The organism is Pseudomonas sp. NPDC086251 (assembly GCF_044746405.1).
Classification (GTDB): domain Bacteria; phylum Pseudomonadota; class Gammaproteobacteria; order Pseudomonadales; family Pseudomonadaceae; genus Aquipseudomonas.
Genome location: NZ_JBIVBY010000001.1, coordinates 641,767 through 664,523, shown reverse-complemented (window position 1 = coordinate 664,523; position 22,757 = coordinate 641,767). Strand labels below are relative to the sequence as shown.

Sequence of the window (22,757 nt, the reverse complement as noted above, 5' to 3'; positions counted from 1 at the left end):
GGCGTCCTAGTGAGTGAGCCAAGTTTCGACTACATCATCATCGGTGCCGGCACGGCTGGCTGCCTGCTGGCCAACCGGCTCAGCGCCGATCCCAACCATCGCGTATTGCTCCTCGAGGCCGGCGGCCCGGACAACTACCCGTGGATTCACATCCCCGTGGGTTATCTGTATTGCATCGATAACCCGCGTACCGACTGGCGTTTCCGAACCGCGCCATCCGCCGGACTCAACGGCCGTGAATTGCTCTATCCACGCGGCAAGACATTGGGCGGCAGCTCAAGTATCAACGGCATGATCTACATGCGCGGCCAGGCTCAGGACTACGAGCACTGGGCAGCCGTCACCGGCGATGAGGAGTGGAACTGGGAAACCTGCCTGAAGGATTTCCGTGCCCACGAGGATCACTATCGCCTCGACGCCGCGATAACCGAGGGTGAAAACAGCCAGGCCGCGCGCTTCAGAACCTTGCACAGCAACGGCGGCGAGTGGCGCGTTGAAAAACAACGCCTGCGCTGGGACATCCTCGATGCCTTTGCCAAGGCAGCAGAAGAGGCCGGCATTGCCGCGACCGATGACTTCAACGGCGGAGACAATCGCGGGGTCGGTTACTTTGACGTCAATCAGCGCAACGGCTGGCGCTGGAACGCCTCCAAAGCGTTTCTCCGGCCAATCCTCAAACAACGCCCGAACCTGACGGTCTGGACCGGCGCGCAAGTCTCTCGCCTGCGCTTTGAACCGCGTGCAGACGGGCAGCAAGTGTGTTGCGGCGTCGAGCTGATTCAACAAGGCCAGGCCCGTATCGTTCGGGCCCAGCGTGAAGTGGTGCTCAGCGCCGGCGCGATCGGCAGCCCGCAATTACTGCAGCTTTCTGGCATTGGCGATGCCGCCTTGCTGAATGATCACCAGATTCCGGTGGTGCGGCATTTGCCGGGCGTGGGGGCCAACCTGCAGGACCATTTGCAGATCCGTTCGGTCTATAAGGTGCACGGTGCGCCGACCTTGAACACCCAGGCGAACACGCTCCTGGGCAAGGCTGCGATTGCGCTTGAGTACGCGCTCAAACGCAGTGGACCGATGAGTATGGCGCCTTCGCAGTTGGGCATTTTCACCAGCAGCGATGAATCCTATGTCCAGCCCAATCTGCAGTACCACGTCCAACCGTTGAGCCTGGAAGCGTTCGGCCAACCGCTGCATACATTCCCCGCGATCACCGCCAGCGTCTGCAACATCCACCCGACCAGTCGCGGCACGGTGTCGATTCGCAGCGCCGATTTCCGCGACGCCCCGATCATTGCCCCCGACTACCTGAGCACCGTCGAAGACCGTCGCGTGGCGGCGGATTCGCTGCGCATGACCCGTCGCATCGCGTCACAACCGGCGATGGCGCACTTCGTCCCGGAGGAATACAAACCGGGCGTTCAGTACCAGACCGATGAGCAATTGGCGCGCCTGGCTGGCGACATTGGCTCGACGATTTTTCATCCGGTGGGCACGGCCAAAATGGGCAAGGCGTCCGATCCGATGGCCGTCGTCGACAGCCATCTGCGTGTCCACGGCATCCAGGGCTTGCGGGTCGTCGACGCCAGCATCATGCCGACCATCACCGGCGGCAACACCAACAGCCCGACGCTGATGATCGCGGAGAAAGCCGCGCGCTGGATCATTGCCGGTCACTAATCCATCCAAAGAGGAAATAATCACATGGATAACTCGCAAGGCTCGCCTGCCAAGAAGGGGCCTTTGGACGGCATCACCGTCCTCGATTTCTCACGCGTGCTGTCAGGCCCGTATTGCACGATGGTGCTCGCCGACCTCGGCGCCCGCGTGATCAAGGTCGAACGACTGGCCACCGGCGACGACACGCGAGCCTTCGGCCCCTTCGTCGAGGATGACTCGGCGTATTTCACCTGTTTCAACCGAGGCAAGGAAAGCATTGCGCTGGACCTCAAAAGCCCGCGCGACCGCGAGCTGGTCGAGCGCATGCTGGGCGAGGCTGACGTCCTGGTCGAAAACTTTCGCCCCGGCGTGATGGATCGCCTGGGCTACGGCGCCGAACGGCTTGCGCAGACTCATCCGCATTTGGTGTATGCCTCCATTTCCGGCTTCGGCCATACCGGCCCCATGAGTGACCTGCCGGGCTACGACATGGTGGTCCAGGCCATGGGCGGCATCATGAGCCTGACCGGCTGGCCCGATGCACCGCCAGCCCGCGTCGGCACCAGCTTCGGCGATCTCAGCGCCGGGCTGTTTGCCGTGATCGGCATCGTCTCGTCGCTGTATAAACGGACCCGCGATGCACAGGGTTCTCGCGTGGATATCGCGATGCTCGACTGCCAGGCGGCGCTGATGGAAACCGCCTTGGCGACGTACGACGTGGAAGGCAAGGTGCCCACCCGTACCGGCGACGCGCATCCCTCGCTTTCGCCGTTTGAAGCGTATGACGCGCAAGACGGGCGCTTCATCATTGCCGCGGGTAATGACCAGTTGTTCATGCTCATGGCCGACGCGCTGGGCAACCCGCAAATGGCGCTGGAGCCGCAGTTCCTCAGCAATGCCCAGCGTTGCCGCAATCGCCCGGCGTTGATCGAGGCGATCCAGGCAATCACGTTGACCGCTCCCGCCGCGCACTGGATTGACCGACTCAACGAAGCAGGCGTGCCGTGCTCACCGATCAACACCATCGACAAGCTGTTCGAGCATCCGCAACTGGCCGCCCGCAACATGATCATCCAGGTGCAGGGCGAGGGCGGGCGTGCTTTCCGTACCGCCGGCAACCCGATCAAGCTCAATGCCTATGCCGACATCGATGTCACCACGCCGCTGCGCGCGCCCGGTCTTGATCAGCACCGTGAGCGCATCCTTTCGCAGCTGATGTCGAACACCGGCGACTACGCGCCCGCCACGGGCCCGTTCGACGAATCGCTGCTGCAAGAAGCCATCTAAAACACCATCCGATTTTTCAATCCTGCCCAATTCCCCAGGAGAATTCTCCATGACAGCTGCAACAGCTCCAGCCATCCACGACAAGAAATCGGCCATCACCAGCGTCAAAACCAGCACCGAAACAGACACCCGAAGCGCAGCGGCGCCGCGTTACGAGTCGATCCTGGTCGAACGGCGCGAACGCGTCGGGTTGATCACGCTGCACAGACCCAAGAGCCTCAATGCGCTGAGCGTGGCCATGTCCCGCGAAGTCGTCGCAGCGCTGCACAGCTTCGATACCGATGACAACATCGGCGCCATCGTCATCGCCGGCAGCCCACGAGCGTTTGCCGCCGGTGCGGACATCGAAGAAATGGCGGACAAGACCTTCGTCGATCTGCAACAACACGACGTGTTCGCTGCCTGGTCGCAATTGCTCACCGTCAGCAAACCGATCATTGCGGCCGTCAGTGGCTATGCGCTGGGTGGCGGTTGCGAACTGGCGATGATGTGCGACTTCATCATCGCTTCAGAAGACGCGCAGTTCGGCCAACCGGAAATCAAGTTGGGCATCCTGCCCGGGATCGGCGGCTCGCAACGCCTCACCCGATCGGTTGGCAAGGCACTGGCGATGGACATGATCCTCACCGGTCGCACCATCAACGCCACCGAAGCCAAATCGGCCGGACTGGTTGCCCGAGTGGTGCCTGCCGCTGACTTGCTGCAAACCGCGCTAGAGGCGGCACACACCATCGCCGGCTACAACGCCCCGGCCGTGCGAATGGCCAAAGAAGCGGTCAATCGCGCCCAGGAAGTGAGCCTGGCGGAAGGCATGCTGCACGAGCGCAGATTGTTCCAGGCGGCATTTGCAACGGATGGACAAAAGGAAGGTATGCAGGCGTTTCTCGCCAAACGGGCGCCGGTTTTTCGGCATCGTTGAAGGGGATTGAGACAGGGATTTTTGGAGGCGGGGAGCGGGCTGCCAAGCCCGCTACACCGAGAGGAGGCCGTGGCGGGTGAAGCTTAGAGTTCGCCCGTCAGGAACTGCGCGCGTCCGTTGCCGAAGCTCCAGTCGGCATCGTCATTGATCACAATGGAAACCATCACATCGCTGGGCTGGATATTGCAATGGGCCTGCAGCTCTTGAGTGAGCAGCTCGTAGAACTTGATCTTCGAGGCTTCACTGCGTGGTCTGCTGGTGACGCTGATAATGATCACGTCTTTGGTTCGTGGAATATCCAGACCGGTATCTTCGACGATCATGCGGCTCGGGCGGTGTTCGTTGACGATCTGATAACGATCACGTTCGGGCACTTCAAACGCAACGACCATCGCACGGTGCGCCGCATCCAGTAAGATTTTGAGCTGCGCGTCGTCACGACCTTCTACGACATCGAATTTCATCAGGGGCATGTGGGTAATCTCCAGAGAATGGGCTGCCTGCATCGCAGGTCTTGGGGCCCACACTAAGCCTTTGCTTTGTTCATGACGAGGTGCAAAAATCGAATTCATTGTTTCCCTACGAGAACAATCAGATCATGCCTAAAGTGGAAGTCGAACGACTCTGGACCCATGTGCACTGGCTGGCGATCCTTGCAGAGCAGGGCACGTACACCGCGGCAGCGATCAGACTCGGGGTGAGCAAGTCAGCGGTAAGCCAGCGCATTGTCGAACTGGAAAAGGCCACGGGCCTGAGCCTGGTGCAGCGCACGACTCGCAGCGTGCGACTGACCGATGCGGGCAACGCTCTGGTGCGTGACGTGCGCAGTGCCTATGAGCAAATCTCCCGGAGTTTTTCCGATGTTCGAGACTCTGCAGGCGTCGCACGGGGCCTGCTACGGCTGACGGCGCCGGTCGCATTTGCCCGTCAGCAACTGGTTCCGGTGCTGGCCGGTTTCTTCAACGACTATCCCGAAGTCCGGGTGCAGCTTGACGTTTCCGATCAGATTTCCGCCATCGCCTCTGAGGGGTTTGACCTGGCGGTTCGGCACAGCAATCAGATCCCGGACACCCATGTCGCCTGGAAATTATGCGCGACGCATTCCGTGCTGGTTGCAACCCGCAGCTACCTGGAAAAATTCGGTGAACCCCAACGTCCAGAGGATCTCGTGGAACACAACTGTCTCTTTTACCCGCGAGGCAACGACATGCCGGCCTGGGCTTTCGAAGCCCCTGACAGCGCCGAAGTGACGGGGAAGCGGCTGACGGTTCCGATCAAAGGCACCTTCGCCACCAACAACAGCGAAGCGTTGCGTGACGCGGCGCTGACTGATTTGGGCATCGCGCTCTTGCCCGACTTCAGCGCGCAAGCCGGGCTGAAGAACGGAAGCCTGGTGCCGGTGTTGCCCACGTGGAGATTAGTCGGCGCCTTCCCTGAGCACATCTATCTGGTGCGTCCTTATTCCACCCATGTGCCAAGAGCCGTCAGCGTTTTTGTCGACTACCTGCGTGGGCGATTTGTAGCTGGTTTTAGCTGATGCGCGTAGGTGCCCCACCAGTGGCACGTCGCTCGCGAGATCAGGCAGGTCTTTCCAGGTTCACGTTGGGTACGCGATGGCGCCTCGCTGCCCAAACGACTCCGCCCACCAGCAGGGCGATGGACACCAGCTCCAGAACGCTCGGCAGTCGTTGTGCGTACAAGAAGCCATAGACACAAGCGAAAAGCGTTTCGAAGACGATCATCTGTCCGCTGAGGGATGCCGCCATTCGCCGTGAGCATGCATTCCATAGCCCATTGGCGACCCACGAGCCGAACAGCGCCAGGAACAAACAGACCCAGAGAAAATCCGCCCACCGACTGCTTTCAATGTTGGCAGGGATCAGGTTCGGAAACAGCAACCAGGCACCGAGGCCAAACGCTACAGCGACTGTTCCGGTGGCGATGCCTAACAGGGTTGACCATTCACTGCTGTTAAACCGGCTTTGCTTGAGGTAGCGGGCATTGTGCGTGGCGTACCACGACCAACTGACCACGCCACAGAATCCACAGGCGAGGCCCAGCAGCTGCGAAGACAGGGCGACGTTCGATGAATGGCTGCCCGCGTGTTCCAGGCTGATCGATACGATCCCGAGGAATACCATCAGCAGCGGCAGCTTGAGCTTGCCTATTGCCAGCGATCCAACGTCAGCGCGCCCCAAAAACGTGATGGCCACCGGCATGATGCCGTTGATCAACGAGGCCGCGGTCACGCCGCTGAGCTGAACAGACGCCCCGAGCAACGCATAGTTAAGAACGTTGCCGGTCAGGGAAAGACGCAACAACATCCCTACATCGCTGCGGGTCAATTGAGAACACAAGTGAGAGGCCATGGGCAGGGCAACGGCCAGAGAAATAAGCCCGTACAGGGCAAACCTGACGCTGCTGATCAAAACGGCATTGAATTCCGGCAGCAGTGAGGGGCCAAGAATCACGCCTCCCCAGATCGCTCCCGCCAGCAATGCAAACACAATCCCGTTTTTCATCAGCTCGGCTCGATAATTTCTTTGGAGAAATTCTATCGGTGGAATTTATCCGCCACATGCGATAAAAAATCGGTCACCCATTCCGCTCCGGAATGGCGTTAACGGCGCTTCGCCATAAGGAGCAGTCTCATCAATCGCTATCTGCGCACGTTGCCGCCTCTGGAGACCCTGATTACGTTCGAGGCGGTTGGCCGTCACTCCAGCTTTACGGGCGCTGCCGGGGAGTTGTATCTGACCCAAAGCGCAGTGAGCAAACAGATGCGCCAGCTCGAGGCATGCATCGGCGTGCCGCTGTTCGAGAGAAAGCCGCGCGGGGTGATGCTCACGCCGGCCGCGAAGGAATTACTGATCACGGTCAACGTGCTCCTCACGACGATGTACCAGAGCGTCACGCGGATTCGAAATGTCCATCAGGCCAACGCTGTCTCGATACTGGCGACCCATGCGCTCGCACAGTTCTGGCTGTTCCCCAAACTGATCGAGTTCAACAAGGCTTATCCCGACATCGCCGTCCATGTGCATGCGATCAATGAGTTTGACGAGGCGAGCCTCAATGATTTCGACTTGGGGGTTCTGTATGGCGAAGGAGAGTGGGGGTCGTTGAACAGCGATTTCCTGCTGCCTGAAATCGTCTATCCGGTCGCTCATCCATCGCTGGACGTCAGTGCAATTGAAACCCTCGAACAGTTGGTTGGTGCCAACCTGGTACAGATCGATACCTCGGCCTGGCATTGCCTGGATTGGCATCAGTGGTTCGACCATTTCGGAATTGACTACACGGCTCCCGACAAGGCCCCGGTGTTCAACCAGCTCACGTTGGCGTTCCGCGCGGTACAACAAGGCATGGGGATTGGCTTGGCCTGGACTTTCATGGGAGACGAGGCCGTCGCCAAAGGGGAATTGCAGCGGGTCACCACTTTTGAGTGCGTGACGGGGAATGGAGAGTTTCTGGTGTCAGCGAAACACCGCAAGCTATCGCCCTGTGCCGAGGTTTTTCGGCAGTGGATTTTGACTTCAGCAAGAACGTGATTATTAGGACGGTAGACGGATCGTCGCGGCATCATCCGTTTTGTCGACTGAGCCGCGTTGCTATGAAAATGAGTCGCGGTGTCATTTTCATAAGCTTTGGCAGTTGGTTTTTTTCCTTGCCGATTGCTGTTTTTTCCGCCTGGTGCAAATACCGTTGATGCCAGCGGATGAACTACGCTCCAAAAACAACTCCGCAGATCGAAGAAACAGTGCGCAAGGTCGATACGACCAGAACGCGGGTGGAACCAACTGGTCATTCTTCGGGATCCGGCATCCCTGATCGCCACCCTCGGAGTACGCTCCGTGAGAATCAAACAGCCCCTGCTTCCTCTGTTGTTGCTCGCCTTGCTGTTTGGTGGCTGTACGACACTCGATGTCCCTCACGAACCCAGTCAGGCCTTGCCTGCGAGCAATTCGGCGTTCGGTCGTTCCATCCAGGCTCAGGTTGCCCCGCATCAGGGCCAATCGGGTTTTCGCTTGCTATCCGATAGTGCTGAAGCTTTCAACGCCCGCGCCGAGCTGATTCGCAACGCCCAAAGCAGCCTCGACTTGCAGTACTACATTGTTCACGACGGCATCAGTACGCGGATATTGGTGAGCGAACTGCTCGACGCCGCTGACCGCGGAGTCCGCGTGCGGATTCTGCTCGATGACACCACCAGCGATGACCTGGACCGAATTATCGCGACGCTGGCTGCGCATCCACAGATTCAGATTCGCGTGTTCAATCCGTTGCATTTAGGGCGCAGCACCGTGGTGACGCGAACGATGGGCCGGCTGTTCAACCTGTCGCAACAACACCGGCGCATGCACAACAAATTGTGGGTGGTGGACAACAGCGTGGCAATCGTCGGAGGGCGCAATTTGGGGGACGAGTATTTCGATGCCGAACCCAACAAAAATTTCACCGACATCGACATGCTCAGTGTCGGCCCGGTTGCAGAGCAGTTGGGGCATAGTTTCGACCAGTACTGGAACAGTGCTCTGAGCACGCCGATCGAACAGTTTCTCTCGACCAGGCCGACACCCAGGGATCTGAAAAATACCCGGACCCGACTGGACGAATCCCTGGAAGAAACGCGCCTACAGAATCATGCGCTCTACCAACAATTGATGACGTACACCACTCACCCACGCCTGCATGTGTGGCGCCGGGAGCTGATCTGGGCCTGGAACAAAGCGCTGTGGGATGCTCCAAGCAAGGTCTTGTCGAAGGGCGAACCACCCGCGCACTTGCTTTTGACCACCCAGTTGGCACCCGAGCTTAACGGGGTTACCAAGGAGCTGATCATGGTCTCGGCCTACATGGTGCCCGGTCAGCCGGGGGTGGTGTACTTGACCCATCGTGCCGACACCGGCGTGTCGATCCGCTTGCTGACCAACTCACTGGAAGCCACCGATGTGCCCGCCGCGCACGGTGCTTACGCCCCTTATCGCAAAACCTTGTTGGAGCACGGTGTGCAGTTGTACGAATTACGCCGCCAGTCTGGCGACAATGGTGACAGTGGACCGCGGCTGTTTCACGGCGGATCGGCCGATAGTTCCGACTCCAGCCTGCATAGCAAGGCGATGATTTTCGACCAGCAGAAAGCGTTTATCGGCTCGTTCAATTTCGACTCGCGCTCGTTATTGTGGAACACCGAAGTCGGGGTGTTGGTCGATAATCCGGAACTCGCCGGACGGGTGCGCGAACTGGCCCTGGAGGGTATGGCACCCACCCTCAGTTATCATGCGCTGCTGGAAAATAATCAACTGGTCTGGGTCACCGAGGACGACGGTAAACAGCATACGTTGACCAAGGAACCGGGGAGTTGGTGGCGACGCTTCAATTCATGGCTTAGCAGCACCATTGGGCTGGAGAGGATGTTATAGCTAAAAAATGCGGCTACACCATTCATTTCAGGTTCGGAGCCAGGATTAATCATGCTGATAGGGATAAGTGGCACAGCGCGGTTTATCAGCCAATTGACGATGGCTGCGGGTATTAGCCTTGTCGCAATCGTCACTCATGGGCAGGTTTTAGCGACACCTCAAGCCACTCAAGAGATAAAGGGCTTGCTGGACTTTGTCGAACACAGTGAGTGTCAGTTTGTGCGCAATGGCAGCGAATACCCAGGTCCCCGCGCTCGAGCCCATCTGGAGAAGAAGCTGCATTATCTCAAAGGCAAGAACAGGGTGAACAGCGCAGAAGATTTCATCGATCTTGCTGCCACTAAAAGTAGTATGAGTGGCCGCGCCTACGAGGTGCGATGTTCAGAAGGCGTAGAACCGGCAAGCACCTGGTTGAAGAGGGAGCTACAGAGGCAGCGGCAACTTCATTGACTTTGAAGAGACTCCTGATTTCCGTTGTTGGCCATTCAGCTGTTCAGCGACATGGGCTTATCTCCCCCCGGCGGCAAGCCAAACAGCTTCCGTACCCCATTAAGAAATGCTCCATAAGGTCGTCCCAGAAAGAGCATCATCAAGGCCGCGCCGAGTGTGCCGCGCACCAGGCCGCCTGCCGATGCACCCGTGAAGGCAATGATCGCGGCATAGAGGGGCACCTGGAAGCTGATGAGGGCAATACTGTCCCATAGCAACAGGGAAAGCCGACGCTGACTGGCTCGCTTCATTAACCAATCCCGCCATAGGCCGTAAGGTCTCGCGACTGGAACCATCAAGGCCGCTCCCAGAAGGCGAGCATGAAGGACCTGATCCCACGTCATGCCAGCAATGAAACGTTCATTGACGATGCCGGTGGTCGTGAAAAACAGGATCAGCGCAGTGGTGTCTGCAAAAAACGCAGTCCGATGCGTGGGCTGTTGCAGGCGTTGAAGCACATCACACCTCCTGTCATGGCGGCTCTGCCCGTTTTAGTCTGACTGCGGGGAAGCACTGCGCTCATCGCCTCAACGTTCTAACTGGTACTCATGATCCGAACGGGGCCATGACGGTTAAGGACTTCGATCGTAACGGTCTTCCCCGAACGCCTCAGCATCACATCAGCCGATTCCCCTCCCACGGCCATATGCTGAATGGCGAGGGTGTCCAGAAATGCCGGAAGTATCGGCTCGTCAAACATGATGTTGCGTTTCGCCGGATTGAAGCCAAGTCCCAGGCACGACTGAATCATCGAAATCGGTGCCGCAGCAGCCCACGCCTGCGGCATGCAGGCGACTGGATAAAATGTCGGCCCTTGGGTGCGCTGCCGGGGAAAGCCGCAAAAGAGTTCCGGAAGCCGTCGAAGATCAATGTACGTGGACGCGGCAAAAATCCCTTCGAAAATCCGCGCGGCTTCCTGACGGAAACCGTAACGGGCAAACCCTGCCGCGATCAAGGCATTGTCATGGGGCCAGACGGATCCATTGTGATAACTCATCGGGTTATAGCGTGGCTGCGAGGACGCGACGGTTCGCACACCCCAGCCTGAAAAAGAGGAGCGGTCCATCAACGCCGCCACGACCGATGGCGCACGTTTGCGGTACGCGATGCCGGCGAACAGCGCATGGCCCGCATTGGAGGTGCGCACTCGACAAGGCATCTTGTTGCCGTCCAGTGCCAGGACATACGTGCCCAGTTCCTCGTCGAAAAAGTGCGCATCGAACTGCTGGCGCAAACGTCGGGCCTTTTCTTTCAAATGTAGAGCCCGATCCGGCTCGCCAAGGCGTCGTGCAATTTGCGCGGCACCATTCAAGGCGCCATAGACGTATGCCTGCACTTCAACGATCGCAATCGGGCCGACGGCCAATCGACCGTCCGCATGAAACACCGAGTCGTGGCTGTCCTTCCATCCCTGGTTGATCAGGCCCTCGGCGGACTGCCGACCATATTCGACAAAACCATCTCCGTCGCGGTCGCCGTATTCCTCAATCCAGGTCAGCGCTGCCTCGATGTTGGGCCAGAGTTGGCGGAGTGTATCCAGGTCATTGGTCCTTTCCAGGTAGGCCGCGGCCAGCATTACAAACAACGGCGTGGAGTCGATGCTGCCGTAGTAACGCCGGAAAGGCACCTCACCCAACTCTGCCATTTCCCCGAGCCTGACCTCATGCAGGATTTTCCCGGGTTCGGCATCGGCGCCAGGGTCGACGGTCGTCGCCTGATTAGCCGCCAGATGCCCTAGCACGCCGCGGGCGATACCAGGGTCGAGCCAGAGCATCTGCCACGCAGTGATCAAAGCATCGCGCCCAAAGACTGTGCTGAACCAAGGGATACCGGCGTACGGATACAGGCCCTGAGGGGTTTCGGTCATGAGCATATAAAGGTCGGAAACACTTCGACTCACCGCCTCGTTGAACACGTCATGGGACGTCACGACCGAGGCTGCACGCGAAGAAAACGAGCGTGACTGGCGCCGGGCATCGCGCAATGAAACGAAAAACCCGTGCCGCACTGAATAGGGTGGGTTTTGCACGCCGCAATTGATATCCATGAACAATGACTGGATTTGGCCGGGGGCCAATTCGATGTCGAACAGCGCCTGGTCGCACGAAAGACTGGCTGGCAATGGGTCAAAACGTAATCGGGTGGTGCGCCGTTTGAGGTCCAGCCCGGTGTAGGAGAGAACGACTTGCTCACCCGTGATTTCCGCCCGATGAGACTCTCCGCGCTGCGGACGCCGAGCACCGCGAACCTCGAACAAATCCTTGAAGTCGGCCACGAATTGGATTCTGAGTTGCAGGCGATGTGGGTATTCGTCGAAATTGCGCAAAGTTAGCCGTTCGTAACATGATCCTTCCCACAAAAAACGTGAGCGGCGCAGATGGATCAAATCATGGTGCAGGACTTTTTGGCCCTGGGCGTTGAACAGATCGGCGTTGGTAAGATCGCAAGTGAGCATCGCGTTGTCGTCACGCAGCGTGGAGCTGAGCAACAGGGGTCGCGTACCGTTAAGCGTCAGATAGAACCCCGACAGATGCCGGGTATCGGTATGGAAAAGCCCCTGCGGGCTTTCTTCTGTAACGAGTACATCCCCATTAGGGTCGAATATCGCAAAAGTATCGTTATGTTTAAGGGTGCGTAAGCGCAGCTCTTGCAACGACGCGGAGGCGGGAACATCGAAAGGTGTGTTGGGTTGACCCGTCGTGTGGCCGGTCGTCAAATGACGATAAAGCTCCAGGTAATGGTTGGTCATGCACTCGACCGTGAACCGTTGCTCGAACGCGGCCCGAACCTTGCGACGATCAACGGCTTCCAGCCGCTGGATAGCCGCAACCGCGCCCTCGATGTCGTCAACTATGTAACCGGACACCCCGTCATCAATCACTTCCGGCACTGCGCCATGACGAAAAGCAATGACCGGCGTCCCACATGCCATGGCTTCGATCATCGCAAGACCAAACGGCTCAGGCCAATCGATGGGGAAAATCAACGCGCGGGCATTGCCAAGAAAATCGGCTTTTTGATGATCATCGATCTCGCCGATAAATTCGACGTTCGGATGCTTAGCGATCAACGGGGCAATGACATTGTCCCAGTAAGCCTGATCCGCCTTGTCTACCTTGGCCGCGATCTTCAACGGCAGACCCGCCCTGGTGGCAATTTCGATGGCGCGGTCCGGACGTTTTTCGGGGGAAATACGGCCCAGGAAAGCCAGATAGTCGCCTTTGGGCTCAGGGGTGAACGCCAAAAGACCGGCTGGAATCCCGTGATGAACATTGCCCGTCCAGTTGACGTTACCTATCAATGGCTCGCGCTGGGCTGTTGAAACCGAGACCAGCGGTACTTCAGGGAAATGGCTGTAAAACGATTGGTAGTCTGCGATATCCAGACGTCCGTGCAGCGTGGTGACACTGCGGCCGGCCAAGCGACGAATTAACGGAAAATGATAGATGTCGACATGAAAGTGCATTACGTCGAATTGATCGGCCTGTCTGATCACTTGATCCAGCATCAGGATGTGATGCGGAACCGGATCCTTGACCCCCGGATCCAGGCGCAAGGCTCGCTGCGACCCTGGCTCCAGGCGTCCCGCAGTTTGTGAATCACCGCTGGCAAAGAGCGTTACATCGTGCCCTTGCCGAACCAGTTCTTCAGTCAGGTAGGAAACAATCCGCTCAATGCCGCCGTAAAGGCGTGGCGGACAGCATTCGGTAAGCGGCGCAATCTGAGCGATCCTCATGGAGATAATCTCCGTTATTGAGTCGAATGAATAAGCCTCCTGTGCCGTAGCTTCTTGCACATCCCTTTGCTCGCTTTATCCACGATTGATGGTACGCCCACCGTGACAGTTCAATTCGATATGACGCCTTCAGCGTTCACTGGTCGCTTAGTAAGTGGGTGGCGCGAAGCGGTGCAGACCTGGGCGAGCCTGACAGCGGTCGGCAAGTTTGCCAACACGTTGGTTTTTAAAAGGCTTCACTGTTGATCTGTTAGCGCGTAGGTGCTCTGAGCTTGCGCCACTCAGTCCACGGTTTTGACGATCCGCTTGAGACCGGCATCGACCGGATTCATCCCTGGCCAGCGCTGATGTTTCCACAGAAAACAGGGCGGTTGCCGTCCGCCGGGCTGGTGCGAACGAGCAAGGCATATTCACCGTGAATCAGCTCGTTGAGCGGCACCGGTGCCTGAGCCCAATACCGGGTTCGCGGCGCTAACGATGGATAATCGACACTGTTGGCCTGGTGGGTTTTGTACACCGGTTGTGCGCTTAAGTGCTGGCACGAGCCAGCATAGATGGCCGTGTCAAGGCGGCCAGGTACGGCCAAGTCAGGGGGCAGGCCACCGATGGTGAACCTGATGCTGGTTTGATTGCCCACCGGGCTAAGGTTGGCTCGAGCGATATGCTCGGCGTTTTGTGGGGTAGCCTGCAAGGGGACATCCACGATCCCGGTGTTGCTCGCGCAACCTGAAATCGCTCCTGCCGCTACTACCAACGCCAGCCAAGATGTTCTGTTCATCACAGATCTCCTGCATTGAGGTGCGTTGATTGCGTCCCCCTTGTGAAGTTTAGTGGCTTGTCCCGTCTGCGGGATTGAACTGATGGGTGGTTGAGTAGCTCACGGAATGCACGGCGAATATGAACTTTTATTTAGACGCTGTTGTGGGCGTCAATCAGGCACGTAAAAAGAGTCGTCAGTGTTGTAGCGAGTTGTTGCTCGGTGGTTTCAGAGGTATACCAATGCGATTGTCCAAACAGAATGATGACGGCGGTCTGTGTGAGCGGGCAGAGGTCGCCATTGATTTTTTCTTCGCCATTGCGCCCATAAACAAGAACAGCACTTAAAAGCGCTGAGTATCTGTTTTTCAGCTGAATAATCCGAGCCTGCTGTTCTTCATTAAGGTTCGCAAACTCACGGGTAATCAACGTCAGCGTATGTTTTTCATTAGCGTTAAATGCGACGAAAGCTCGAATGAATAAATGGAGTCGCTCGCAAGGCTTCCGTTTGTTCTTAATTTGCTGCTTCGTCTCCTGTAATAGATTCAATAAGCCAGACTCTATCAGTTCGAACAACAAGGCCTGTTTGTTTTCGAAGTGATGGTATAGCGATCCGGCATGCAACCCCAGGTAGCTTGCCAGATCTCGCAGGCCGACTGCTTGAAAGCCGCGAGTGGCAAAGAGTTCCGCCGCATTATCGAGAATTCGATCGCGAGCGCTCTGTAGTGTATGGGTCGATAAGGTGGAAATGGGCATGTCGTGTCATCCACAGGGAAGAGCAGAGAGGGCTTGCTCGCGTTATGAGTGGAAGCGGGTTCGTTCATGCCTACATGACCGAACACGCGTGTGCCGCAAAGCGCAGAACAAAAGTCTTTTTACGCTTGCACTAAGCTCAACTTAAGGCGCGTGGCGATAATCCGTTCGGGACGCATGGTTCGCAGTGCGCATCAGTAATAGCACTGCGCAAATGACCGGCAGGTTTACCAGGAGCAGGGCATACCTCAGTGATTCCTGGCCAAACATTGGAAACAACATATCGCTGAACAAGCCGGTTATGAGTGGCCCAATACCGACCCCGAGCAATGTGCTGACAATGGTTTGTAAAGCCATAGCGGTACCGCGTCGACCTGCGGGCACCAGTTGGGTGACGAGGTTGTAAGAGGGGGCGACCCACCAGACGGCAAAGAACGAATAAAGCGCGCACCAGAGCATGGCGGTTGGAATCGTCACATCGGCCAGGCGTACCAACAAGGCGTCGGACCAGAGCAGATAGGGGATCAGCGCACAGAGGGCTGCTACGTGTCCGAAGATCGGAATCGAAACTTGCCAGTGTGGATTGCGACGGCACAGGCGGTCACTCAACCAGCCACTGAACAAACCACCGATTCCGGCCGAAGTGCCGCAGATCACCCCGGCCAGCAATCCCGCGTGTTGCAATGACAAGCCGTGGGAGCGCACCAGGAAGCTGGTGTTCCACATGCCGATGGCATAGGCGCTGAGCGTGGTCAGGCCGCCCGCGAGGATCAGGCACCGATAGGCCGGCAACGCCCAGAGCTTGCGCGCTTCAGCGCCCATGCCCAGCAGCGCGGGCGGCGTATGGGTGTGTGGCGAAAGGTCCCAACGACCACGCTGCGGATCGCGCACGACAAAGGCCAGGATGGCGCTGAACACGAGCGTCGGCACGCCGAGGGCAACGAACGCACTGCGCCAGCCATAGTGCTCCACCACCCAGGCCCCGATACTTAAACCGATGATCGAGGAAAAGGTCGGTGCGGCGGTAAAACAACTGATGGCGAATGAGCGTCGTTGTGGTGGATACAGGTCTGCGATCAATGACAGCGAAGCCGACGTTGTCGGCGACTCACTGACTGCAACCAGCATGCGCGCAATGGCCAGCGCAAGGAAACTGCCGGCCAATCCGCAAGCCATTGTTGCCACCGCCCAGAGCAGGCACGACATGGCCAACAGGCGTATCCGCGGCATGCGGTCCACCAGCCGGCCTGCTGGCAACCCCATGAGGGCATAGACCGCCGCGAACGCCAATCCCGAGATCAACCCGATGGCGGTGTCGCTGACCGCGAATTCGGATTTGATCGGTTCGACCATGACAGCCAGTATTTGTCGCCCGACGAAGTTGTCGGCAAACACCAAGGCCAGCAGCATTAGCAAGCCGTGGCTGCCCCAGCCGACCCTGGCCGGTGACAATAAATCTGCGCGGGCAGTCACCGCGGCGCCCACAGATCAGGCAGGCCGGGGTCACTCACGACGATCAGGCGCTTGAGCAAGACCTTCAAAGCCTGCGCGTCGGCCGCGCCGAGCTTGACCGAGAGGTCTTCCTCCACGGCCTTGGCCAATGCCAATTGATGCAGTGAAACCTCGCGGCCTTGAGCCGTGAGGACAAACCGTAACGAGTCTGCCGGGCCCTCGAACGCGACCAAGCGCTGGCGTTCGAGAAAACGCATGCTGGCCAGCGTGACTTCGCGGCCGGTGTAGTTAACGAAGGTGTTGATTTCCTCAAGGCTCAGGTTGTCGCGGATGCACAAAATCGATAGAACAAAAAACGTCTGTTCGTCCAGTTGCTGGCTGCTCAGTAGCTGCCGCAGGACGTTCAAGACCTGATAGTGCCCACGCCCCAGCAGGTAACCGAGCAAGTCCTCGGTGTAGCTGCACTCCGGTGGCGGCGGGGTGGTAGCCAGTCGCAGTTCGCTGCGTGGCTTGCGAGTGGCAAGGGCGTATTGGCCACTCTGGAACGCCAGCGGCGCGCGGTCGCTGTGATCGAAGGCGAGTACCTCACCGACAAAGATCACGTGGTCACCGCCTTCGTACTGGAATGCCGTGCGGCACTGGAAACGTGCCGTGCAATCTTGCAGTAGCGGTGCCTCGCTGATGCCATTGTCCAATTCGATTTCGGCGAACTTGTCCTCACCCTGAGTGGCGAAACGTCCCGACAGGGTCTCCTGCTCCGTGGACAGCACATGAACGTTCCAATGCTTGCCGCTGCTGAAGATCGGCAGACTGCGTGCTTGCTTGGAGAGACTCCAGAGCACCAGCGGCGGGTTGAGCGACACCGAGTTGAAACTGTTGGCGGTGATGCCCACCGGAGAACCGTCTTCGGTCTGGGTGGTGATAATCGTGACCCCAGTGGTGAACGTGCCGAGTGCGGCACGAAATGCCTGGGGATCGAAACTTAAGTTTTGCATTGCCATGACTGGCCTCATGGAGTGGGGATTTTCGTATGGCCAGTATTGGGCGTTTGCAGACCCTGAACATCGTCTCAACGGACTAACGCCAATGCGGCGCCTCGTCCGATTGGACGAGGCGCCGCAACGGTCGCCGAGGCTAGGGTGGCGGCAGGCGCATCGGGCGCTCAACGGCCATCGAGCCAACCTGCAAGGGGATAACAATGAGTTCAGCCACGTCTAGCGTCGAGGATCTTTCCAGCCTGCTGGCGCGCCAAAAAAGCGCCTTTGCCGGCGCCGGTAGTGTCAGTGCCGACACCCGCCGACAGCGACTCCAGCAGGTGATCGACCTGTTGGTCCATCACCATGAGGCATTGACCACGGCCATCGACCAGGACTTTGGCGGGCGGCCAGCCGGGTTTTCATTGATGAATGACGTGCTCGGTTCCCTCGCTTCGCTCAAGCATGCCCGTGACCATTTGCAGGCGTGGATGCAGGATGAGCCGCGGCAGGTGTTCGCTCCCTACGATCAACTTGGTGCCACGGCCTGGGTCATGTACCAGCCAAAAGGCACGGTGGGCATTCTCGGCACCTGGAACGCGCCGCTGTACACCCTGTTCAGTCCGCTGGCGTCGGCCCTGGCGGCCGGTAACCGGGCCATTCTCAAACCTTCCGAAGTCGTACCGCGCACCGCGCAGCTGATAGCGCGTCTGTGCGCTGAACACCTTGATCCAACGGTGGTGGCGGTGGTCAACGGTGGGCCGCAGCTCGGCGAAGCCTTCAGCAGCCAGCCCTTCGACCACCTGGTCTTTACCGGCAGCACGGCGATAGGCCGGCGAGTGATGAGCAACGCGGCGCAAAACCTGGTGCCGGTGACCCTGGAACTCGGCGGCAAGTCGCCGGTGATTGTTTCGCGCGGTGCAGACCTGAACAAGGCCGCGTTCAGCATAGCCGCAGGCAAAGCCAGCAATGGTGGGCAGATTTGTATCAACCCGGACCTGGTGTACGTGCCCAGGGCAGCGCTCGAACCGTTCCTTGCTGCGTTGCGCAACGCCTATCGCGATCTTAATCCGACAGTGGCCGGCAACCCGGACGTGGTGGCGGTGGTCAACCAGCGCCACCTTGAGCGGGTCGAGGACCTGATCGTGGATGCCAAGGTGCGCGGGGCGCGCATCGAGTGCGTGCCGGAGCCTCTGGCTGTAGAGACGCGGGACCGTCGCCGTCCGCTACGGGTGGTGGTGGATCCGGCCCCGGACAGCCTGATCATGGACGAGGAGATCTTCGGTCCGGCCATGGTCGTGCTGAGCTATGACGACCTCGACCAGGTGATCGCTGACATCAATGCCCGGCCACGTCCACTGGCCCTTTATTACTTCGGCGAAGATGTCAGCGAACAGCGTCACGTGCTGGAACATACCTTGTCCGGTGGCGTCACCCTTAATGACGTGATGATGCACGCAGCGCTCCATGATGCGCCGTTTGGTGGTGTCGGCGCGTCCGGCATGGGGCATTACCATGGCCGCGAAGGGTTTCTCGAATTCAGCCACATGCGCACGGTGTTCAAGGCCCCGGCCCACGACCCGCGCCGCGAGTGGGGCTTGCTGCCGCCCTATGGCGAGCACTACCTGGCGGCCATGCTGGCCGGGGTCACTTGCGACTGATTCCAGCGATGGCGGCGGTGCTCTGCGTCCCACCATCGCCAGGGTCGTTACCGAGCAGGGCAACATAGAATCGCCCGCAGGATGCAGGACCTGAATACTCTAATCACCCACAAAAACGGCGCGATCACTACCATGGATAACCACGAAAACGTACCTCTGAACTCCACCACCGGCTGGCCGCGCCGCAGCGTGCTCAAGGCCGGTGCCGTGGCTTTTGGCGTCGGCCTTCTGGGACGTTTTGCCGACGCGCGTGCCGCGGGACTTTCAACCAGCGACTACCTGGCCATGGATGCCTGGGCCATGAGCCAGGCGATCCGCAGCGGCGATTTGATTGCCGAAGACCTGCTGGCGGCGGCGCTGGCCCGCTACAACGAGGTTAATCCCAAGGTCAATGCCGTGAACATGCTGCATGAAGATTATGCGCGCAAATTGCTGGCCCAGCGTCGCGCCAGCGGTAGCCATCGTCAGGGTGCCTTGGCGGGTGTGCCATTGCTGTTCAAGGACCTCAACACCTCGTTGCAAGGCACCATCACCAGCAACGGTAGCCGAATGTTCAAGGACTCGCCGCCCGCCGCCCGCACCAGCACCCTGATCAGTCGCTACGAGCAGGCCGGTGCGGTACCGTTCGGCAAGACCGCCAGCCCCGAGTTTGGCTTGACCACCACCACTGAATCCCTGGCCTGGGGCCAGACGCGTAACCCGTGGAACCTGGCCATGAGCGCCGGTGGTTCCTCCGGTGGCTCGGCCGCTGCCGTGGCGGCAGGGATCGTGCCTGTGGCGCATGCCACCGATGGCGGCGGTTCGATCCGTATTCCGGCGTCGTACTGTGGCGTGGTGGGGCTCAAGCCCAGCCGCTATCGCACCCCGAGCGGCCCCCTGCATTTCGAAGGTTCCTTTGGTGCCAGCGTAGCCAACGTGGTGTCGCGTACGGTGCGCGATACCGCGTTGTTCCTCGATGCCGGGCAAGGCCATGAAGCGGGCAGCGCGTATTGGTGCGCGCCGGTGGTGCGCCCCTACGTGGAAGAGTTGCAGCGCGAGCCGGGCAAATTGCGCGTGGCCGTGGTGCGCCAGTCGCTGACCGGTGCCCCGCTAGAGCCGGCGATTGCCGCCACCCTCGAGCAAACCATCAAGCAACTTCTAGCCCTTGGGCACGAGCTCGAGGAACTGACGCTGAACGTCGATCCGCGGCAGTTGTTCGGTGCCCATGGCCTGGTGCTCGGCACCGCACTGCGGGCGCAGATTCACGACCGCGAGCAGTTACTCGGACGGGCTGCGACGGCACAGGATCTGGAGAAAATCACCCTGGTCAACCTGGAGCGTTCGAAGGGCACCAGCGGCGAGGACCTGTACCGCGCGCGCCAGTCTTTCGAGAATATCGGCGCGACGATGGAGCAGTATTTCGAACGCTTCGACGTGATCCTGTCTCCGGTCACTGGCAGCTTGACGCCGAAACTGGGTCTGTTGTCCCTGGACCAGCCTTGGGACAGCTACGCCCACCATGCGATGGGCAGCGCCGGCTTCACCGTGATCGCCAATGTCAGCGGCCAACCGGCCATCTCTCTACCGCTGGGCCAGAGCGATGAGGGTTTGCCGGTGGGCATGATGTTCACCGCTCGCCTGGGAGGCGAAGACGTGCTGGTGCGCCTGGCCAGCCAGTTGGAACAGGCCCACCCCTGGGCCGCACGGCACGCCACCCTGTAACGTCACTGCGCCGTAGGAGCGAGGCTTGCCCGCGAACGATGCGCCACGGTGCACCTGCTGTGCCGCAGCATCGTTCTTCGCGGGCAAGCCTCGCTCCTGCAAGACATCCTTTCCCCTAGTCCACTTTGACGATGAACCCATCCCCGCGCAGCCCTGATCATGGGCTGCACTCCGCCAGCGCACCCTGCGTAGTCGGCGGTTTTTCCTGACCTCAGCTAATGGCATAACAACAATGACGGCTCAAGTTCAGTCTCAGACCCAATACGACGTGATCGTCGTCGGTTCGGGCGCAGGTGCGATGACTTCGGCGGTGTTCCTCGCCGATCAGGGTTTCAGCGTGCTGGTGGTGGAGAAAAGCAATCAGTACGGCGGCACCTCGGCGATTTCCGGCGGCGGTATCTGGATCCCCAACAACCACTACTTCGCTCGCATGAGCGGCAACGACAGCTACGCCACGGCCCTGACCTACCTGCAAGCGGCGGCGGGGGAGCATGTCGCCGAGACGCGCCTGCGTGCCTATCTGGACAACGCACCGAAGATGATCGAGGCGCTCACCCGCATCAGCCGGGTGCGCTATGCGGTGGCGGCCAAATACCCCGATTACTATCCGCACCTGCCGGGTGCCCTGGCCGGTGGCCGGACGCTCGATCCGGAATTATTCGACACCAGCCTGTTGGGCGATGAACTGGTGAACTTGCGCAAGCCGTCGCCTTCGACGCTGCTGATGGGGTGCATCGCCTGGACTGCGCGCGACGCGCACAAGGCCATGGCGCGAAGCTTTGGCTGGCGCCTGCTCATCATGAAACTGATGCTGCGCTACAAGCTGGATTTTAAATGGCGGCGTAAAAGCAAAATGGATCGCCGAGCATCCCTGGGCAGTTCGTTGGTCGCTTCCTTGCGCCGCTCGCTGATGGATCGCAACGTGCCGCTTTGGCTCAACACCGATTTTTCCGGGCTGATCACCGACAACGGGCGGGTCAGCGGCATCATCGTTCAGCGCGACGGCACGGAGTTGCAACTGCATGCACGCCATGGGGTGATCCTTGCCTCCGGTGGCTTCGAACAAAACCAGGCGCTGCGTGACCGTTACCTGCCCAAGCCGACCCGCAAGACCTGGAGCGCGACACCGCCGGGCAACAACACCGGCGCGGCACTCGAAGCCGGCATGGCCCAGGGCGCGGCCACCGCGCTGTTGGATTGGGCCTGGTGGGCGCCGACCATCGCCGTTCCGGGCGAAGACAAACCCCGTGGAATCTTCGCTGAACGGGCGTTCCCCGGTGCCATCGTGGTCAACGGTCAAGGCCAGCGCTTCGTCAATGAAGCCGCCCCCTATCTGGAATTCGTCGATGCCATGCACCGCGACAACCAGTTCTCCGCCGGCAAGTCGGTGCCGGCCTGGTGCATCTTCGATGCGCATTTCCGCTTCAACTACGCCATGGGGCCATTGATGCCGGGCCAGGTCATGCCCGACAGCCGCCTGCGCAAGGAGTGGCTCAACAACCTGTACTGGAAGGCCGACACCCTGGCCGACCTGGCCCGGCAGATCGGCATCGACAGCGTCGGCCTGGAGGCTACCGTGACCAAGGTCAACGACTACGCACGCACGGGCGTGGACCTTGACTTCGCCCGTGGCGGCAACGTCTTCGACCGTTATTACGGCGATTGCAACGTCAAGCCCAACCCTTGCCTGGCGCCACTGCGCAAAGGCCCGTTCTATGCCCTGCGCCTGGACGCCGGGGACATCGGCACCAAGGGCGGCCTGCTGACCAACGAGCACGCCCAGGTGGTGCGCGACGACGGCACTGCGATCGCCGGGCTGTACGCCATCGGCAATTGCTCGGCTTCGGTAATGGGCACCAGCTATCCAGGCGCTGGCGGCACCCTCGGGCCTGCAATGACTTTCGGCTATGTCGCCGCCAACCATCTCGCCAGTCAGCGATAGGAGGTTGC

18 protein-coding genes are annotated in these 22,757 nt (G+C 59.5%); 10 read left to right on the top strand and 8 right to left on the bottom strand.

The genetic code is table 11. The features are described 5' to 3' along the window. Positions 1–9: 9 nt before the first annotated feature. The 3 genes from ACIPL2_RS02930 to ACIPL2_RS02920 are packed head-to-tail and all read left to right on the top strand — an operon-like array spanning position 10 to position 3,862. A complete protein-coding gene (locus ACIPL2_RS02930) occupies positions 10–1,677 on the top strand; it encodes a GMC family oxidoreductase (protein ID WP_401352826.1) in 1,668 nt (555 codons plus the stop codon). Between the two features lie 24 nt (positions 1,678–1,701). Further along, positions 1,702–2,943 (top strand): CaiB/BaiF CoA transferase family protein, encoded by a 1,242-nt coding sequence (locus tag ACIPL2_RS02925; RefSeq protein WP_401352824.1) that lies wholly within the window; start codon positions 1,702–1,704, stop codon positions 2,941–2,943. A 49-nt stretch (positions 2,944–2,992) separates the two neighbouring features. Then, on the top strand, positions 2,993–3,862 hold the full coding sequence (locus ACIPL2_RS02920) for an enoyl-CoA hydratase (protein ID WP_401352822.1): 870 nt from the start codon (positions 2,993–2,995) through the stop codon (positions 3,860–3,862). Positions 3,863–3,945: 83 nt separating this feature from the next. On the opposite strand, the gene ACIPL2_RS02915 is transcribed toward ACIPL2_RS02920, so the two are convergent. Next, positions 3,946–4,335, bottom strand: a complete 390-nt coding sequence (locus tag ACIPL2_RS02915; RefSeq protein ID WP_401352821.1) for a tautomerase family protein — start codon at positions 4,333–4,335, stop codon at positions 3,946–3,948. A 125-nt stretch (positions 4,336–4,460) separates the two neighbouring features. Between ACIPL2_RS02915 and ACIPL2_RS02910 the strand changes: the two genes are divergently transcribed. Then, positions 4,461–5,399: a LysR substrate-binding domain-containing protein gene (locus tag ACIPL2_RS02910; protein ID WP_401352819.1), complete on the top strand. Its 939-nt coding sequence runs from the start codon at positions 4,461–4,463 to the stop codon at positions 5,397–5,399. Positions 5,400–5,439: 40 nt separating this feature from the next. Here ACIPL2_RS02910 and ACIPL2_RS02905 read toward each other — a convergent pair whose 3' ends face one another. Beyond that, entirely contained in the window at positions 5,440–6,387 is a 948-nt protein-coding gene (locus ACIPL2_RS02905; protein ID WP_401353356.1) for a DMT family transporter, read from the bottom strand. 126 nt (positions 6,388–6,513) lie between these two features. Between ACIPL2_RS02905 and ACIPL2_RS02900 the strand changes: the two genes are divergently transcribed. The 3 genes from ACIPL2_RS02900 to ACIPL2_RS02890 all read left to right on the top strand — a co-directional run bounded on the left by ACIPL2_RS02900 (position 6,514) and on the right by ACIPL2_RS02890 (position 9,735). Beyond that, the gene (locus tag ACIPL2_RS02900; protein WP_401353354.1) at positions 6,514–7,413 is read left to right on the top strand and encodes a LysR substrate-binding domain-containing protein; all 900 of its coding nucleotides are present in this window, start codon (positions 6,514–6,516) and stop codon (positions 7,411–7,413) included. Between the two features lie 303 nt (positions 7,414–7,716). After that, on the top strand, positions 7,717–9,285 hold the full coding sequence (locus tag ACIPL2_RS02895) for a phospholipase D family protein (protein ID WP_401352817.1): 1,569 nt from the start codon (positions 7,717–7,719) through the stop codon (positions 9,283–9,285). A gap of 51 nt (positions 9,286–9,336) precedes the next feature. Then, on the top strand, positions 9,337–9,735 hold the full coding sequence (locus tag ACIPL2_RS02890) for a DUF5329 domain-containing protein (RefSeq protein WP_401352816.1): 399 nt from the start codon (positions 9,337–9,339) through the stop codon (positions 9,733–9,735). Between the two features lie 35 nt (positions 9,736–9,770). Here ACIPL2_RS02890 and alaE read toward each other — a convergent pair whose 3' ends face one another. From alaE to ACIPL2_RS02860, 6 genes are all read right to left on the bottom strand, one after another. After that, the gene (alaE, locus tag ACIPL2_RS02885) at positions 9,771–10,232 is read right to left on the bottom strand and encodes an L-alanine exporter AlaE (protein ID WP_401352814.1); all 462 of its coding nucleotides are present in this window, start codon (positions 10,230–10,232) and stop codon (positions 9,771–9,773) included. A 77-nt stretch (positions 10,233–10,309) separates the two neighbouring features. Next, positions 10,310–13,510, bottom strand: a complete 3,201-nt coding sequence (locus tag ACIPL2_RS02880; RefSeq protein ID WP_401352813.1) for a glycogen debranching N-terminal domain-containing protein — start codon at positions 13,508–13,510, stop codon at positions 10,310–10,312. A gap of 328 nt (positions 13,511–13,838) precedes the next feature. Beyond that, on the bottom strand, positions 13,839–14,288 hold the full coding sequence (locus ACIPL2_RS02875; protein WP_401352811.1) for a hypothetical protein: 450 nt from the start codon (positions 14,286–14,288) through the stop codon (positions 13,839–13,841). 131 nt (positions 14,289–14,419) lie between these two features. Beyond that, positions 14,420–15,022 carry a TetR/AcrR family transcriptional regulator gene (locus ACIPL2_RS02870; RefSeq protein WP_401352809.1) on the bottom strand — a complete coding sequence of 201 codons (603 nt, stop codon included), beginning with the start codon at positions 15,020–15,022 and terminating at the stop codon, positions 14,420–14,422. Positions 15,023–15,163: 141 nt separating this feature from the next. Then, on the bottom strand, positions 15,164–16,471 hold the full coding sequence (locus ACIPL2_RS02865; protein ID WP_401353352.1) for a spinster family MFS transporter: 1,308 nt from the start codon (positions 16,469–16,471) through the stop codon (positions 15,164–15,166). Positions 16,472–16,488: 17 nt separating this feature from the next. After that, a complete protein-coding gene (locus tag ACIPL2_RS02860) occupies positions 16,489–17,472 on the bottom strand; it encodes a flavin reductase (RefSeq protein WP_401352807.1) in 984 nt (327 codons plus the stop codon). A 170-nt stretch (positions 17,473–17,642) separates the two neighbouring features. Between ACIPL2_RS02860 and ACIPL2_RS02855 the strand changes: the two genes are divergently transcribed. From ACIPL2_RS02855 to ACIPL2_RS02845, 3 genes are all read left to right on the top strand, one after another. Beyond that, the gene (locus ACIPL2_RS02855; RefSeq protein ID WP_401353350.1) at positions 17,643–19,106 is read left to right on the top strand and encodes a coniferyl aldehyde dehydrogenase; all 1,464 of its coding nucleotides are present in this window, start codon (positions 17,643–17,645) and stop codon (positions 19,104–19,106) included. 132 nt (positions 19,107–19,238) lie between these two features. After that, positions 19,239–20,807 (top strand): amidase, encoded by a 1,569-nt coding sequence (locus tag ACIPL2_RS02850; RefSeq protein ID WP_401352805.1) that lies wholly within the window; start codon positions 19,239–19,241, stop codon positions 20,805–20,807. A 232-nt stretch (positions 20,808–21,039) separates the two neighbouring features. Beyond that, the gene (locus ACIPL2_RS02845) at positions 21,040–22,749 is read left to right on the top strand and encodes an FAD-dependent oxidoreductase (protein WP_401352803.1); all 1,710 of its coding nucleotides are present in this window, start codon (positions 21,040–21,042) and stop codon (positions 22,747–22,749) included. The last annotated feature ends 8 nt before the right edge of the window (positions 22,750–22,757 follow it).

Excerpts from the sequence above, each read along its gene's own strand:
- ACIPL2_RS02880 (WP_401352813.1), bottom strand. The coding sequence starts at position 13,510 with ATGAGGATCGCTCAGATTGCGCCGCTTACCGAATGCTGTCCGCCACGC.
- ACIPL2_RS02875 (WP_401352811.1), bottom strand. The coding sequence starts at position 14,288 with ATGAACAGAACATCTTGGCTGGCGTTGGTAGTAGCGGCAGGAGCGATT.
- ACIPL2_RS02910 (WP_401352819.1), top strand. The coding sequence starts at position 4,461 with ATGCCTAAAGTGGAAGTCGAACGACTCTGGACCCATGTGCACTGGCTG.
- ACIPL2_RS02920 (WP_401352822.1), top strand. The coding sequence starts at position 2,993 with ATGACAGCTGCAACAGCTCCAGCCATCCACGACAAGAAATCGGCCATC.
- ACIPL2_RS02845 (WP_401352803.1), top strand. The coding sequence starts at position 21,040 with ATGACGGCTCAAGTTCAGTCTCAGACCCAATACGACGTGATCGTCGTC.
- ACIPL2_RS02870 (WP_401352809.1), bottom strand. The coding sequence starts at position 15,022 with ATGCCCATTTCCACCTTATCGACCCATACACTACAGAGCGCTCGCGAT.
- ACIPL2_RS02850 (WP_401352805.1), top strand. The coding sequence starts at position 19,239 with ATGGATAACCACGAAAACGTACCTCTGAACTCCACCACCGGCTGGCCG.
- ACIPL2_RS02915 (WP_401352821.1), bottom strand. The coding sequence starts at position 4,335 with ATGCCCCTGATGAAATTCGATGTCGTAGAAGGTCGTGACGACGCGCAG.
- ACIPL2_RS02890 (WP_401352816.1), top strand. The coding sequence starts at position 9,337 with ATGCTGATAGGGATAAGTGGCACAGCGCGGTTTATCAGCCAATTGACG.
- ACIPL2_RS02925 (WP_401352824.1), top strand. The coding sequence starts at position 1,702 with ATGGATAACTCGCAAGGCTCGCCTGCCAAGAAGGGGCCTTTGGACGGC.
- ACIPL2_RS02860 (WP_401352807.1), bottom strand. The coding sequence starts at position 17,472 with ATGGCAATGCAAAACTTAAGTTTCGATCCCCAGGCATTTCGTGCCGCA.